This is a genomic window from Streptomyces sp. CB09001, from assembly GCF_003369795.1.
GTDB lineage: Bacteria > Actinomycetota > Actinomycetes > Streptomycetales > Streptomycetaceae > Streptomyces.
On record NZ_CP026730.1, the window covers coordinates 6584660 to 6599659 of the forward strand.

Genomic DNA, 15000 nt, shown 5'->3' on the forward strand with positions numbered 1-15000 from the left:
AACTTAAAAGTCTGACTTTTGGGAGTGAAGGTCGTGGTGTGCCAGCCTGTGGTGAAACTGGGACACGCCCCGGCCGCGGGGCACACGGGCGGGACGGTACGAGAAGGACATGGCGGACGAAAGAAGCCAAGGCGGCGGCGACGGGATCAGAACGTTCCCCTTCCCGGTCGATCTCAGCCTCCTCGGGGTGGGCATGCAGGTCGGTCCCATGGGCGCCGGCCGCACCTGGCGCGCGCACGCCCCGCTGCACCGCGTGCACCGCATCGACTTCCACATCGTCATGCTCTTCACCGGCGGACCGGTCCGACACATGATCGACTTCGCCGAGTACGAGGCGACGGCCGGCGATCTGCTGTGGATCCGTCCCGGCCAGGTCCACCGCTTCGCGCCCGAGGGCGAGTACCGCGGAACGGTGCTCACCATGCAGCCCGGCTTCCTGCCCCGCGCCACCGTGGAGGCCACCGGCCTCTACCGCTACGACCTGCCGCCCCTGCTCCACCCCGACGAGGCGCGGCTCGCCGGACTGACGGCGGCGCTCGACCAGTTGCGGCGCGAGTACGAGGACGCGACCACACTCCCGCTGAGCCTGCACACCGCCGTACTGCGCCACACGCTCTCCGCGTTCCTGCTGCGCCTCGCCCATCTCGCGGCCGGCTCCGCGAGGGCGGCGCGTCAGGGGCGGGCCGAGGCACCGGGGGACAGCACCTTCATCCTCTTCCGGGACGCGGTCGAGCGGGGCTTCGCCACCAACCACAGCGTCAGCGCCTACGCCGACGCGCTCGGTTACTCCCGCCGCACCCTGGTGCGCGCGGTGCGCGCCGCCACCGGTGAGACGCCCAAGGGGTTCATCGACAAGCGCGTCGTCCTGGAGGCCAAGCGGCTGCTCGCCCACACCGAGATGCCCATCGGCCGGATCGGCGCGGCGGTCGGCTTCCCGGACGCGGCGAACTTCTCCAAGTTCTTCCAGCAGCACACGGATCAGACACCGGCGGCATTCCGGGCGGAGCTGCGCTGAAACACCGCGCGTGGCACGACGAAGGGGCCCCACGGCGAGTGGAGCCCCTGCGCCCTCCTGCGGGGGGCCGGTTGCCGCTCAGCGGCCGAAGCTGAACCAGTTCACGTTCACGAAGTCGGCGGGCTGCCCACTGGTGAAGGTCAGGTACACGTCGTGCGTGCCCGTCACCGAGGCGATGTTCGCCGGTATGGTCCGCCACGACTGCCAGCCGCCCGTGTTGCCCACGGCGAAGCTGCCGACCGGCGTGCTGCCGCGGCTGTCCAGGCGCACCTCGACCAGACCGCTGACCCCGGCGGCCGCACCGCTGGCCACCCGGGCCTTGAACTGGGTCGCCGCGCTCGAACCGAACTTCACACCCTTGTACTGGACCCAGTCGCCGTTCGCCAGGGCGCCGAGGTTGCTGCCGCCGCCCGAGTCCGAGGTGCCCTCGGTCATCGTGCCGGACTGGGCGTCGTACGACTCCGCCTCGACGGTGCTGTACGCGTCGCGGTCACCGCCGGTCGGGGGCGGCGTGGTACCGCTCCCACCGGCCGACAGCACCTGGACGTAGTCCACGAGCATCGAGTGGCCGGGCTGGGTGCCGCCGTCCGGGCCGCCGCCGAAGGCGTCCGGGAAGCCGCCGCCCATCGCGACGTTCAGGATGATGAAGTAGCCGTGCTTCGTGGCGTTCGCCCATGTCGTCGCGTCGACCTGGTTGGCGCGGACGGTGTGGAAGTTGTTGCCGTCGACGTAGAAGCGGATCTCCTCGACGCTCGTCGAGCGGTCCCACTCCACCCGGTAGGTGTGGAAGCCCGCCTGGCAGGTGGCGCCGGGACACGGGGTGTTGCCGCCGATGCCGCTGGTCTCGTTGCAGGGGCCGCCGGGCGAGGTGCCGCAGTGCAGCGTGGACCAGACCGTGTTGAGGCCCTGGGTGTTCTCCATGATGTCGATCTCGCCGACGCCGGGCCAGTTCCAGTAGTTGCCCCGGTAGGGCGAGCCCAGCATCCAGAACGCCGGCCAGTAGCCCTTGGCCGCCGCCCCGGTGACGTTCGGGACCTGGATGCGGGCCTCGACGCGCAGCTTGCCGCCCGCCGGCGGTTCGAAGTCGGCGCGCTTGGTCTCGATGCGGCCCGAGGTCCAGTTGCCGGCGCCGTCGCGCTGCGGGGTGATGCGGAGGTTGCCGCCGCCGTCCAGCGAGACGTTGCCTGGGGAGGAGGTCATCGTCTCGATCTCGCCGGTGCCCCAGTTGGCGGGGCCGCCGGGGTACGACGTGCCGGTGTCGTACTGCCAGTTGGCCGTGTTCACGCCGGAGCCGGCCGCGCCGTCGAAGTCGTCGGCGAAGACCTGCGTCCAGCCGGACGGGGGTGGCGGAACGGCCGCGCCCGCCGACGGGCCCGTGACGGTCGTCGCCGCCGCGGCGAGGCCGAGCGTGCCGACGACGGCCACCAGTGCCCGGCGCAGCGGCCGGCGTCTGGGCGGATTGCCGGATGCATCTCTCATGTGGGGGTCGCCTCTCGAAACGCGGGAGTGGGAAGCGGTACGCCCCGAGCGCGCTCCGCGGGGAGACGTGTGAGAGCGCTCTCAGAGTGCGGCCAATGTGCTCCGGGTCGCCGCCGCCGTCAAGAGGTGAAGCCGAGAAAGTCCTTGCGGGGCCGGGGAGTTCAGCCCGTGAACGTCGTGAACGTCACGAAAGTGCCGGGCGGGGGCGGGCGTGCCTCGACCGCGGTTCCTCCCCACCCCCGTCGGGGCGGAACCGCGGACCGGCCGGGCCGCGCGCCCGGTGTCCCGGCGGCGCGCCGGCGTCTCAGCGCTCCCGGCGTCTCAGCGCTCCCGGCGTCTCGGCGCGCCCGGCGTCTCAGCGCGCCGCGGGTTGCGGCGGAGCCGGAGCGGGGGCGGGGGCCTCCTCGCGCACCCCGAACCTCTCGTGCGCCCGGCGCAGCGGCTTCGGGGCCCACCAGGCGCGCCGGCCCAGCAGCGCCATGGTGGCCGGCACCAGCAGCATCCGGACCACTGTGGCGTCGATCAGCACCGCCAGGGTCAGGCCGAGCCCGATCTGCAGGATCGGCGAGAAGCCGCCCGTCATGAAGGCACCGAAGACCACCGCGAGGAGCAGCGCGGCACAGGTCACCACCCGGCCGGAGCGGCGCAGTCCGGTCACCACGGCCTCCCGGTCGTCGCCGGTCCGCTCCCGGGCCTCGCGCATCCGGGCCAGGATGAACAACTCGTAGTCCATGGCCAGTCCGAAGGCGATGGCGATGATCAACGGTGGCGCCGTCAGGCTCAGCGCGCCCAGCCCCTCGGCACCGATCAGCCCGGCCAGATGGCCGTCCTGGAACACCCAGACCACCGCGCCGAGTGCGGCCCCGAGGCTGAGCAGCGTGGTCGCGACGGTGCGCAGCGGCAGCAGCACCGACCCGGTGAACGCGAACAGCAGCACGAAGATCCCCGCCAGCACGGTCAGCGCCGCCCAGGGCGCCCGGTCGGCGAGCATCTGCCGGAAGTCGACCAGCTGGGCCGCGCTGCCGGTGACCTGGACGGGTGCGTCACCGCGCAGGTCCCGTACCCGCTCGACGAGTTCGGTGGCCGCCGGGCCGTCGGCCGCTCCGCCCGGGGGCAGTTCGAGCACGGTGGTGCCGCCGGACAGGTCGCGCGCGACCGTGCCCGGAGCGAGCGCGCGGATCCGGTCGGCCGTCGCGGCGTCGGTGCCGGGCCGCAGGACGACCGTGACCGGTGAGACGCCGGTGCCCGGCGGGAAGTGCGCCTCGATCGCGTCGTACAACTGCCGCGCCTCGGTGCTCTTCGGAAGCTGCCGCGCGTCCCCGAGGTTGATGGTCATGCCGGTGACGGGCAGCGCCAGCACCAGCAGGGCCGGGACGGCCACCGCCAGGACGGCCACCCGCCGCCGGGCGGCGAAACGGGCGAGGCGGGCGAAGAGCCGGCCCTCCTCCTCGGGCCGGGCCTTCGCCGGGGGGATCCGGCCGCCGAACCGGGCCAGCAGCGCGGGCAGCAGCGTCAGCGCCGCCAGCATGTCGACGACGACCACCGCGGCCACCGCGAGCCCCATGCTGCGCAGGAACGTGCTCGGGAAGACCAGCAGCCCGGCCAGGCTCACGGCCACCGTCAGCCCCGAGAACAGCACGGTCCGCCCGGCCGCCGCGACCGTGCGGTGCACGGCCTCCACCACGTCGGGGGTGTTCCGCCGCTCCTCGCGGAAGCGGACCAGCATCAGCAGGGCGTAGTCCACGGCGAGGCCGAGCCCCAGCATCGTCGTGACCTGGATCGCGTACACGGAGATGTCGGTGAACTGGCTGAAGCCGAACAGCGCCAGGAACGCGCCCGCGATCCCCGCGACCGCCACCAGCAGCGGCAGCCCGGCCGCACGCAGCCCGCCGAACACGACGAACAGCAGGACCAGCACGACCGGCAGCGAGATCAACTCCGCGTTCTTCACGTCCTCCTGGGCGCGCTCGCCCAGCTGCTGTCCCAGCAGCGGCCCGCCGCTGACGTGGACCCCGGACACCTCGCTCCCGTCGATCCGGTGCAGCCGGTCGGCCGCGTCCTGGACCGCCGCCTCCTCGGCGTCGTCGCCGAGACCGCCCTCCAGGGCGACGGAGACGACCAGGGCCCGTCCGTCCCCGGCGACCATGCCGTGCGTGGCGTAGGGGTCGGGGACCTCGGCGACGCCCGCGACCTCCCGCAGGTCGGCCACGGCCCGCCGGACCTCGGCCCGCACCGCGGGATCCGCGACGGCGGCGGCCTCGACCACGCCGGTGATCGAGTCGCCCGCCGGGTCGAGGCCGTCCAGGTGTTCGGCGGCGACCTGCGACTCGGTGCCCGGGACGTCGGGCACGTCGTCGGAGAGCTTCCCGAAGACGCCCGTGCCGAGGCCGAAGCCGAGCAGCAGGAACAGGCCCCACAGGAGCATCACGGTCAGAGGGCGGCGGGTCGCCGCCCGGGCGAGTGTGGACAGCACGGTCCCTCCCGGCGATCGGACTCGGATCTGGTGTCATCGCCACCAGAGTCGGGGCGGCCGGGGGTCCGCCGGATCGCCGGAGAGAGCGGTTTGCGCACTCGCCCGCACGGGGGAGAGCGGCCGTCGCCTCACCCGTCAGGGGGAGCGTCACGGGGCGCCGGGAGCCACCAGACCGGTCTCGTACGCGCAGATCACCGCCTGCACCCGGTCGCGGAGACCGAGCTTGCTCAGCACGTTGCTGACATGCGTCTTGACGGTGTGCTCGCTCACGAACAGGGTCGTGGCGATCTCGGAGTTGGACAGCCCCCGCGCCAGCAGCCGCAGCGTCTCCACCTCGCGCGCGGTCAGCACCTCCAGACGCTCCGGGGTGACGTCGGCCGCGGCGGCCTCCTCGCGCCGGCGCCGCACGATGTCCGCGACCAGCCTGCGCGTCACCGCCGGGGCCAGCAGTGAGTCACCGGCCGCGACCACCCGCACCGCGTGCACCAGGTCGTCCCGGCGCACGTCCTTGAGCAGGAAGCCGCTGGCACCCGCGTACAGCGCCTCGTACACGTACTCGTCCAGGTCGAAGGTGGTCAGCATCACGACCTTGCAGGCGGAGCGCGCGCACACCCGCCGGGCCGCGTCCAGGCCGTCCATGACCGGCATGCGGATGTCCAGGAGCAGGACGTCCGGCGCGTACCGCTCGACCGCGGCGACCGCCTCCGCGCCGTCCCCGGCCTCCGCGACCACCTCGATGTCCGGCTGCGCCTCCAGGATCATGCTGAACCCGCTGCGCACCAGCTCCTGGTCGTCGGCCACGACCACCCGGACGCTCACCCGAGCGCCGTGTGCCGGACGGCCGCGACGGGCAGGCGTACGACGACCCGGAAGCCGCCGTCCGGTCCGCCGCCGGTGACGGCCTCGCCCCCGCAGGCGGCGGCCCGCTCCCGGATGCCGATCAGCCCGTGCCCGGCGTCGCCCGCCCCGTCACCCGGGGCCGCCGGGCCCCGTCCGTCGTCCGTCACCGTCAGGGTCACCGCGTCCTCCGCCCAGTCGAGTCCGACCGCCGCGCAGGAAGCGTACGCGTGCTTGACCGTGTTGGTGAGGGCCTCCTGCACGATGCGGTAGGCGGCCACCTCGGTGTCCGGGGGCAGCGCACACGGTTCGCCCGTCGTCCTCAACTCCACCCGCAGCCCGGCCGATTCACCGACCCGGCGGACCAGTCCCGGCAGCGCGGTCAGGCCCGGCTGGGGCAGCCGCCGCGGCCCCGGCTCGCGTTCCTCCTCCTTCAGCACCCCCAGAATGCGCCGCAGTTGGGTCATCGCGTCCCGCCCGGCCGTCGCGATCGCGTCGAACGCGGCCTCCGCGCGCGCCGGATCACTGCGCACGACGACCGGCCCGGCCTCGGCCTGCACCACCATCAGGCTGACCGCGTGCGCCAGGATGTCGTGCATGTCGCGGGCGATGCGGGCGCGTTCCTGCGCCGTGGCCCGCGCCGTGTCGGCCGCCCGCTCGCGCTCCAGCCGCCGCGCCCGGTCCTCCAGTTCGGCGGTGTAGGCGCGCTGGGTCCGGGTGAGCGAGCCGAGCGCGTACGCGCACCCGATGCTCAGCAGCTGGAACGCGTACTCGAACGGCTCGGCGTCCTCCTTGTGGCTGATGGTGGCGGCGACCCCGATCAGCCAGCCCGCCAGCATCACCCGCCGCTGCCAGGGCCGGGCGAGGGCGGCCAGGGTGTAGAGGACGACGAAGCCGCCGTACATCAGGTCGGGCGGCGGCGCATGGTAGAGCGCCTGGGCCGGGGTGGCCGCCGACACGGCACAGGCGGTCGCGAACGGCGCCGCACGCCGCCACACCAACGGCACGGCGGTCGCGGCCCCGAGCAGCCAGCCCCGCCAGGACAGCGGATCGTCCCCCTCGTCGGGGAACAGCCACTGCAGCGAGACGGCGAACAGCACCAGCGCGGCGACGGCGGCGTCCACCGCGTACGGGCTGGTCGTACGCAGCCGGGCGAGGACGGCGGCGAGCGGGGAGGACAGCGGGGACCGGGTGGACATGGCGGCTCCTGGGGCACGGGGCCGTCCCAGTATCAGGAGGCGTGCGGGGGCCCGTCCTCACCGGTGCGAGGGATATTCGGGTGCCAGCCCAGGGCCCGGGAGATGCCGCGGGCCGCCAGCCGGACCGCCGGGACCAGCGCCGGCACCTGCGCGTCGGCGTACGGCACGACGACCGACACGGCCGCGGTCACGGTGCCGTCCGGGCCGTGCACCGGGGCGGCAACCGAGAGGGCGTCGTCGGTGATCTGCCGGTCGCTCACCGCCGCTCCGGTGCGCCGCACCTCGGCCAGCACCCGGCGCAGCCGTGCCGGGTCGGTGATCGTGTACGCGGTGAAGGAGGCGAGCGGACCGGTGCGGTACGCCTCCTGGAACTCCGGTTCGCCGTGCGCGAGCAGGGCGAGCCCGACCCCGGTGGCGTGCAGCGGCCAGCGGGCGCCGACGCGGATGTGCACGCCGACCGACGACCGGGCCGCCAGCCACTCGATGTAGACGACCTCGCCGCCGTCCCGCACCGCCAGCTGCACGTTCTCGTGCGTCGCCTCGTACAGGTCCTCCAGGTACGGCCACGCGACCTGCCGCAGCGCGAGACCGCGTGGGGCCAGCGCGGCGACCTCCCACAGCCGCAGGCCGACGTGGTAGACGCCGGCACCGTCCCGTTCCAGGGCACCCCACCGGGTCAGGGCGCCCACCAGCCGGTGCGCCGTGGTCAGGCTCAGCCCGGCCCGGCGGCTGATGTCCGTCAGGGACAGGGCCGGGTGCGCGTGGTCGAACGCGGCGAGCACGGCGAGCAGCCGGTCGGGGGCGGTGGGGGCGGAAGGGGCGGTCACCGGGCCGAGGGTAGGTGTCCGCCCGGCTCCTGGACAGAGGGAAGGGGAGGTGCACGCGCGGGCGGTACCGGCCGTGCCATGATCGGCGCCGGACGGAAGTGCGGCCGGGCGACGGAAGGATGCGGACGTGAGGCTGACGATGCTGGGCGGCGGCGGATTCCGCGTACCGCTCGTGTACGGGGCGCTCCTCGGAGACCGCGCCGAGGGGCGCGTGAGCGACGTCGTCCTGCACGACCTGGACCCGGCCCGGCTGACGGCGGTGACCCGGGTGCTGGCCGAACAGGCGGCCGGGGTGCCCGACGCGCCGGCCGTCACCGCCACGACCGACCTCGACGAGGCGCTGCGCGGCGCCGACTTCGTGTTCTCCGCGATCCGCGTCGGCGGCCTCCAAGGACGCGCCGACGACGAACGGGTGGCGCTCGCCGAGGGCGTCCTCGGCCAGGAGACCGTCGGCGCGGGCGGCATCGCCTACGGGCTGCGGACCGTCCCGGTCGCCGCCGACATCGCCCGCCGGGTGGCCCGGCTGGCACCGGACGCCTGGGTCATCAACTTCACCAACCCGGCGGGACTGGTCACCGAGGCCATGTCCCGGCACCTCGGCGACCGGGTCATCGGCATCTGCGACTCGCCGGTCGGCCTCGGCCGCCGCGTCGCCCGCGTGCTCGGCGCCGACCCGGACCGCGCCTTCGTCGACTACGTCGGCCTCAACCACCTCGGCTGGCTGCGCGGCCTGCGCGTCGGCGGACGCGACGAGCTGCCGCGGCTGCTGGCCGACCAGGCGCTGCTCGGCTCCTTCGAGGAGGGCCGGCTCTTCGGCGCCGACTGGCTGCGCTCCCTCGGCGCCGTCCCCAACGAGTACCTGCACTACTACTACTTCAACCGGGAGACCGTCCGCGCCTACCAGGAGGCCGGCCTCACCCGGGGCGCGTTCCTGCGCGACCAGCAGGCCCGCTTCTACGACGAGATGCGCCGCCCCGACGCCCCGGCACTTGCCACCTGGGACCGCACCCGCGCCGAACGCGAGGCGACGTACATGGCCGAGAACCGCGAGACGGCGGGAGCGGGCGAACGCGAGGCCGAGGACCTGTCCGGCGGCTACGAGAAGGTGGCGCTGGCGCTGATGCGCGCCGTCGCCCGCGACGAACGCGCCACCCTGATCCTCAACGTCCGCAACCGCGGCACGCTCTCCGTCCTCGACCCCGACGCGGTGATCGAGGTCCCCTGCCTGGTCGACGCGAACGGCGCCCACCCGATGGCGGCCGATCCGCTGCCGGACCACGCCACCGGTCTGGTCCGCGCGGTCAAGGGCGTCGAGCGCGACGTCCTGGCCGCGGCCGAGACCGGCTCCCGCGCGGCGGCGGTACGGGCCTTCGCGCTGCACCCCCTCGTCGACTCGGTCGACGTCGCCCGCCGCCTCGTGGACGGCTACCGGGCGGTGCACCCGGGACTGGCGTACCTCAGGTGAGCCCCACGGGGGCGGACGACACCGGTGCCGCCGCCCTCGCTGCCGCTGCCGGTGCGGGCGCCGGTGCCGGTGCCGGTGTCGCGACGGCCGGGAGGTCCGCGCGCTGGTGCGGCAAGGTCACCGGGCGCAGCGGACGCGGTCCCGCCACCACCGCGTAGTCCTGGCCCAGGAACGGCGGCTCCAGCTCGCCCGGGTCGTCACCGAGGGCCAGCCGGACCGCCGCCCACGGCACGTTGACGCCGCACAGCGCCAGCTGGTGCAGCCCGCCCGCCGGGCGGGTGTTGACGTCCATCAGGACGGGCCGGTCGCCGTACATCCGGAACTGGATGTTGGACAGGTGGTGCAGCCCGAACGTCTCGGCGATCCGCCGCGCCGGTGCCAGCCACTGCTCGTGCAGGGTGAACCCGCGGCGGCGGCCGTTCTTGGTGCGGCCCACGGCCAGCCGGACCCGGTTGTCGGGCCCGGTGAGGCAGTCCACCGAGACCTCCGGCTGCTCCAGGCGCGGCATCACCAGCCAGTCCACGGGCTCCTCGGCCGCCCGCAGCGCCTCGACGACCAGGGGCAGCGGCACGGACGGGCTGGGGAAGCCGTTCAGGTGCGCGAGGGAGAAGGGGTCACGGGTGACCATCCGGAAGCCCACGCCGCCCGCGCCGGAGGCCGGCTTGAAGCACGCCCGGTGCCCGTCCGCCTCCAGCTCCTCCACCGCGAGGACGAGTTCGTCGGCCGTGCGCACCCGCCACCACGGCGGCACCGGCACGCCGAGGGCCCGGACCGCCTCGTAGGCGATCACCTTGTCCCGGAAGACGGCCACCGCCTCCGGCGGCGGCGCGAGCAGCGCCGTACCCACCGTCTCGAACTCGGCGCGGTGGGCCACGATCGCGGACTGGTGCAGCCGGGGTACGAACACGTCGATGCCGCGCCGCGCGCACTGGGCCAGGGCGTACTCGACGTAACCGGCCGGGGAGAGCCCCTCGGGCTCCAACTCCGCGGTGTCCGCGGCGGCCAGCACGGGGGAGTCCGGGTCGCCGTGCGTGGCATGGATCTCGACGGCCCGGTCGGCGGGATTTCTCCGCAGCTGATCCATGAAGAAGACGTTCTCCGCGTACGTGCGGTTGAGCCAGACGCGTACGGGAGAAGCCATGCAAGCCGCCTTCCGGGGTTCGCGGGCAGGGCGAGGCGGGCCGTGCCCGGCCAGGGGTTTGGAGGGACACCGGGCCGCTCTGCGCGTAAGGAGAGTCGTGGCGGTGGTGTTGGGGCGATCATAGGGGTACGCGCGGCCCCGAGCGCAACGAGCGTCACACGGATGCCGTGGCCCGGCCGGGCCACGGTCCCCCCGGGGGGTCGCCGCGGCGGCGCCGGGTCGCCTTGTGACCCGGGCGGGGATGTGATCTCGTGGCGTCGAACGCGTGTCTGGAAGGGGTGGGGGATGACCACGAGGGCCGGCGCTCCGGGGAAGCTGTGGGCCATCAGCGATCTGCACATCGGATACGAGGAGAACCGGGCCCTGGTCGAGCGGATGCACCCCGAGTCCGACGACGACTGGCTCCTGGTGGCCGGCGACGTGGCGGAGACCGTCGCCGACATCCGCTGGGCTCTCGGCGTCCTCGCGGACCGCTTCCGCCGGGTCGTCTGGGTCCCCGGCAACCACGAACTGTGGACGCACCCCAAGGACGAGATCGACCTGCGCGGCGTCGCCCGCTACGAGCACCTCGTCGAGCTGTGCCGGGAACTGGGCGTGACCACCCCCGAGGACCCGTACCCGGTGTGGGAGGGCGCCGGCGGCCCGGCGGTCGTCGCGCCGCTCTTCCTGCTCTACGACTACTCGTTCCTGCCCGCGGGGTGCGCGACCAAGGCCGAGGGACTGGAGTACGCCCAGGGCACCGGCGTCGTGTGCAGCGACGAGTACCTGCTGCACCCCGACCCCTATCCCAGCCGCGAGGCCTGGTGCCGGGCGCGGGTCGCCGAGACCGAGCGCAGGCTCGCCGAGATCCCCGCCGACCTGCCCACGATCCCCGTCAACCACTACCCGCTGCACCGGCACCCCACCGATGTCCTGTGGTATCCCGAGTTCGCCATGTGGTGCGGTACGTCGCTGACCGCCGACTGGCACCGCAGGTTCCGGGTGCGGACCATGGTCTACGGGCATCTGCACATCCCGCGCACCACCTGGCACGAGGGGGTCCGCTTCGAGGAGGTCTCGGTGGGCTATCCCCGCGAGTGGCGCAAGCGGCCCGGGCCGCCCGGGCAACTGCGCCGCATCCTGCCGTCGACGCAGGCGTCCACGGCGCCGTCGCGCCAGGAGGCGACCCGTTGATCGAGGAACTGCTGCCCGACACGGTCGTCACCGTGGAGGCCTTCGATCAGGACGACGCCGGTCACCTGCCCCTCTATCCGGAGGAGGAGGAGATCGTCGCGCGGGCGGTCGCCAAGCGGCGCCGCGAGTTCACCGTGGTGCGGTCCTGCGCCCGCCGGGCCATGGAGAAACTCGGCGTGCCGGCGCAGCCCGTGCTGACCGGCGAGCGCGGGGCCCCGCGCTGGCCGGACGGCCTCGCCGGCAGCATGACCCACTGCGACGGCTACTGCGCCGCCGCCCTGGTCCGCCTGACCGACCTGGCCTCCCTCGGTGTCGACGCCGAACCCGACGGGCCGCTCCCGGACGGCGTCCTGGAGACCGTCGCCCTGCCCGCCGAGGTGAGCCGGCTGCGGCGACTGGGCGGGGCGTGGCCCGGCGTCCACTGGGACCGGTTGCTGTTCAGCGCCAAGGAGTCGGTCTACAAGGCGTGGTTCCCCCTCACCGGGCAGTGGCTGGACTTCGCCGAGGCGGACATCGAGATCCGCGTGGACCCGGTCGACCCGCGCCGCGGCACCCTGCACGCCGCCCTTCTGGTGCCGGGGCCGACCGTGGACGGCAGGCGCCTGAGCCGCTTCGACGGCCGCTGGAGCGCAAGGGACGGCCTGGTCACCACGGCGGTCACGGTCCCGCGCACCTGAACGGCGGCCGGTTTTCCCGCCCGTCAGGTGGGCGGGCACCAGTCGCGCAGCAGCCGGAAGAACGCCTCCTCGTTCCCCGTCAGCCCCGCGTCCCGCAGCGCCTGCTCCGCCTCGGCCAGCACGGAGGGCGGGACGACGGGCGGCCGGGGAGCGTCGCCCGTGCCCGAACCGGTGTCGAAACCGGCCCGCACGGTGTGCAGGAGCCGCAGGTAGGCCTGGACGGCGGTGCGTTCGTGGTCGGTCAGTACGGCGGTGGTCATCGGTCGGCTCTCCCCACAACGACGTCAGCGGTCACGCGCCCCCGCACGGCGGGGGCACCCTCCCAGCTTGCCGTCCACCACTGACAATCCCGTCCTCACGACTCGGGCCGCTTGACGCTCTCCAGGAGCATGTCCAGCCACTCGGCGACCTTGTCGCGGTGCTGGTCGGTGGGCAGTTGCGCGGCCCGCCAGGCGATGCCGCGCACCCCGTGGTCCTGGAGCAGCCGCTCCAGCGGGTCATCGGCGGGGGCCGCCGCCTCCCGCTCCCGGTCGGCGAGTTGCTGGAGCAGTTCCTGCTCGGTGCGCTGGAGGGCGCCCGAGAGCGCCTCGGGGTCCTCGGCGGTGAGGAAGCCGGCGTGCACCCGGAAGAAGCGCTGGATGGCGTCGCAGTGCTCCATGGTGGGGCGCCGGTCGCCGTTGATGAGCGCGCCTGCCTGCTGCCGCGACATCCCGGCGCCGTCGGCTATCTCCTGCTGGGTGTACTTGCGGCCGTTCGGCTTCAGCCGGGTGCGGCGCAGCAGGTCCAGGCGCTGCACGAACCTGGTCTGCACATCGGGCTCGCCCGTCGGCCGGCCCCCGAGCAGGGCCCCGACGACGGACTCGGGGACGCCGGAGGCGGCGGACAGCCGGCCCACGTCGAAGACCTCGGCGTGCGGCACGTCGAGCCGGTCCGCGAGGGCGCCGACCCGGGCGACGACGGCGGCCAGCGCGGTGGTCGGCTTGGCGCCCGGACCTTCGAAGCCACCCGTCACCGACAGCTCTCCTACGTCTCTCACAGGCCTCACAGGCTTCTCACAAGCAGTTGCCGTGAACTTCCCGGAGAGTAGCCTGCCGCTCGAACTCACATCCAGGCATCGCCACAACTGTGGCCTATTTCAGCCGTCAACAGGCACGAAATGCCACGATAGTTGACACGCCTCGCGTCGGGGCGACAGGATGCGGACGCCGCGAGAAGGGCCGCACAGGCAAGAGGGGTGACCTCCCGATGGCATTTCAGGCAGGAGGGCAGCGGCCGGCGCCGCGGCCCGCCCCCGCGACCCCCGAGGCCCAGGCCTATCTCCAGGACTACACCGCCCTCCTGGAGGCCGTCCCCTTCCCCTCTCTCGTCGTCGACCACCGCTGGGACGTGGTGCTGGCCAACGGCGCCTTCCGGACACTCTTCCAAGGCGCCGGACCGCATCCGACGGCCATGCCCAACGACAACTTCCTCCGGTTCGTCCTCTTCCACCCGGACGCCGCCACGGTCCTCGGCGAGCACGAGTCGAGCTGGTGCCTGCCCATGCTGGCGCACTTCGCCGCCACCCTGGAGCGGTACGGCCACGACCCCGGACTGCAGGCCGTCCGCCGGGACATCGCCCAGGACCCGATCATGGAGGCGGCCTACTGCCAGGGCCTGCCGCACTGGATCCGTGCCGTCGGAGCACGGGCCGTCGAACACGACGGTGCCGTACGGCCGCTGCACCACCCCGACCCGCGCCGGGGCACCACCGAGTGCCGGGTCGTGGTCGAAACGCCCGCGTCGCTCCAGGAGCTGGGCTACACGCGGTTGACGCTGGTCCTGCGGGAACCGCGCCGCGCCGCCCACCGGTCACCACGTCCCCGCCACGCCCCCTCCCACCTGAGAGTCGTCCCCGCCGCCGAGTGACGGATGGTCACTGCGGAGGCGGGGCGGCGGGCACCGCGCGCTTCGCCGCCTGGATCTGCTCGTACACGTGGGTGCGCAGCTCCGCGAAGCGGGGAGCCACCCGGGTGTGCACCTGGTCCCGCCCGTCCGGCAGGTCGACCCGGAGCTGCTCCCGCACGACGGTGGGGGAGGCGGACAGCACGATCACCCGTTCGCCCAGGTAGACGGCCTCGTCGATGTCATGGGTGACGAACAGGACCGTGATGCCCCGCTCCCGCCACAGCGCCCGTACCAGGTCCTCGAGGTCGGCGCGGGTCTGCGCGTCGACCGCCGCGAAGGGTTCGTCCATCAGCAGCACCTCGGGTTCGTACGCCAGCGCCCGCGCGATGGCCACCCGTTGCTGCATGCCGCCCGACAACTGCCACGGGTAGGCCCCGGCGGCGTCCGCCAGCCCGACCGACGCGAGCGCGTCCACGACCAGCTCCGTGCGCCGCACCTTGCTCAAGTTCTTCCGCTTCAGGGGTAGTTCGACGTTCTGGCCGACCCGCATCCACGGGAACAGGCTGCGCCCGTACTCCTGGAAGACGAACGCCGTCCCGGGTGGCGGACCGGTCACCCTGCGGCCGGCCAGGAACACCTCGCCCGCCGTCGGTTCGAGCAGTCCGCCCACGCACTTCAGCAGCGTCGTCTTCCCGCAGCCCGACGGGCCGACCAGGCAGACCAGTTCACCGGCCGCCACGGAGAAGGTCAGATCGCGCACCGCCTCGACACGCCGCCCCGCACCCTCGTACACCTTCTTCAGGCCACGTACGTCGAGCATGGACCGCCCT

General features: G+C 73.7%; 14 protein-coding genes. 5 read left to right on the plus strand and 9 right to left on the minus strand.

Going from position 1 to position 15000, the window contains the following annotated elements:
• The first annotated feature begins 109 nt into the window (after window positions 1-109).
• Window positions 110-1015 carry an AraC family transcriptional regulator gene (locus C4J65_RS30370; RefSeq protein WP_115745290.1) on the plus strand — a complete coding sequence of 302 codons (906 nt, stop codon included), beginning with the start codon at window positions 110-112 and terminating at the stop codon, window positions 1013-1015.
• A gap of 78 nt (window positions 1016-1093) precedes the next feature.
• On the opposite strand, the gene C4J65_RS30375 is transcribed toward C4J65_RS30370, so the two are convergent.
• From C4J65_RS30375 to C4J65_RS30395, 5 genes are all read right to left on the minus strand, one after another.
• On the minus strand, window positions 1094-2494 hold the full coding sequence (locus C4J65_RS30375; protein WP_115745291.1) for a glycoside hydrolase family 16 protein: 1401 nt from the start codon (window positions 2492-2494) through the stop codon (window positions 1094-1096).
• Window positions 2495-2849: 355 nt separating this feature from the next.
• Window positions 2850-4967 (minus strand): MMPL family transporter, encoded by a 2118-nt coding sequence (locus tag C4J65_RS30380; protein WP_115745292.1) that lies wholly within the window; start codon window positions 4965-4967, stop codon window positions 2850-2852.
• 147 nt (window positions 4968-5114) lie between these two features.
• Window positions 5115-5786: a response regulator transcription factor gene (locus C4J65_RS30385; protein ID WP_115745293.1), complete on the minus strand. Its 672-nt coding sequence runs from the start codon at window positions 5784-5786 to the stop codon at window positions 5115-5117.
• The gene (locus C4J65_RS30390; protein WP_115745294.1) at window positions 5783-7003 is read right to left on the minus strand and encodes a histidine kinase; all 1221 of its coding nucleotides are present in this window, start codon (window positions 7001-7003) and stop codon (window positions 5783-5785) included. The genes C4J65_RS30385 and C4J65_RS30390 overlap by 4 nt, the downstream gene beginning before the upstream one ends.
• Window positions 7004-7035: 32 nt before the next feature.
• On the minus strand, window positions 7036-7830 hold the full coding sequence (locus tag C4J65_RS30395) for an IclR family transcriptional regulator (RefSeq protein WP_115745295.1): 795 nt from the start codon (window positions 7828-7830) through the stop codon (window positions 7036-7038).
• Window positions 7831-7957: 127 nt separating this feature from the next.
• Here C4J65_RS30395 and C4J65_RS30400 point away from each other — a divergent pair, with 127 nt between their 5' ends.
• The gene (locus C4J65_RS30400) at window positions 7958-9295 is read left to right on the plus strand and encodes a 6-phospho-beta-glucosidase (protein ID WP_162833421.1); all 1338 of its coding nucleotides are present in this window, start codon (window positions 7958-7960) and stop codon (window positions 9293-9295) included.
• On the opposite strand, the gene C4J65_RS30405 is transcribed toward C4J65_RS30400, so the two are convergent.
• Entirely contained in the window at window positions 9288-10436 is a 1149-nt protein-coding gene (locus C4J65_RS30405; RefSeq protein WP_115745296.1) for an ATP-grasp domain-containing protein, read from the minus strand. The genes C4J65_RS30400 and C4J65_RS30405 overlap by 8 nt on opposite strands.
• A 285-nt stretch (window positions 10437-10721) precedes the next feature.
• On the opposite strand from C4J65_RS30405, the gene C4J65_RS30410 reads away from it, so the two are divergent.
• Window positions 10722-11609: a metallophosphoesterase gene (locus C4J65_RS30410; protein ID WP_115745297.1), complete on the plus strand. Its 888-nt coding sequence runs from the start codon at window positions 10722-10724 to the stop codon at window positions 11607-11609.
• A complete protein-coding gene (locus tag C4J65_RS30415) occupies window positions 11606-12286 on the plus strand; it encodes a 4'-phosphopantetheinyl transferase superfamily protein (protein WP_115745298.1) in 681 nt (226 codons plus the stop codon). The genes C4J65_RS30410 and C4J65_RS30415 overlap by 4 nt, the downstream gene beginning before the upstream one ends.
• 23 nt (window positions 12287-12309) lie before the next feature.
• On the opposite strand, the gene C4J65_RS30420 is transcribed toward C4J65_RS30415, so the two are convergent.
• A complete protein-coding gene (locus tag C4J65_RS30420; RefSeq protein WP_115745299.1) occupies window positions 12310-12546 on the minus strand; it encodes a hypothetical protein in 237 nt (78 codons plus the stop codon).
• Window positions 12547-12641: 95 nt separating this feature from the next.
• The gene (locus tag C4J65_RS30425; RefSeq protein WP_115745300.1) at window positions 12642-13298 is read right to left on the minus strand and encodes a helix-turn-helix transcriptional regulator; all 657 of its coding nucleotides are present in this window, start codon (window positions 13296-13298) and stop codon (window positions 12642-12644) included.
• 233 nt (window positions 13299-13531) lie between these two features.
• On the opposite strand from C4J65_RS30425, the gene C4J65_RS30430 reads away from it, so the two are divergent.
• On the plus strand, window positions 13532-14191 hold the full coding sequence (locus tag C4J65_RS30430; protein WP_115745301.1) for a hypothetical protein: 660 nt from the start codon (window positions 13532-13534) through the stop codon (window positions 14189-14191).
• A gap of 7 nt (window positions 14192-14198) precedes the next feature.
• Here the strand turns inward: C4J65_RS30430 and C4J65_RS30435 are convergent, their stop codons facing one another.
• The gene (locus C4J65_RS30435) at window positions 14199-14990 is read right to left on the minus strand and encodes an ABC transporter ATP-binding protein (protein WP_115745302.1); all 792 of its coding nucleotides are present in this window, start codon (window positions 14988-14990) and stop codon (window positions 14199-14201) included.
• Between the last annotated feature and the right edge of the window lie 10 nt (window positions 14991-15000).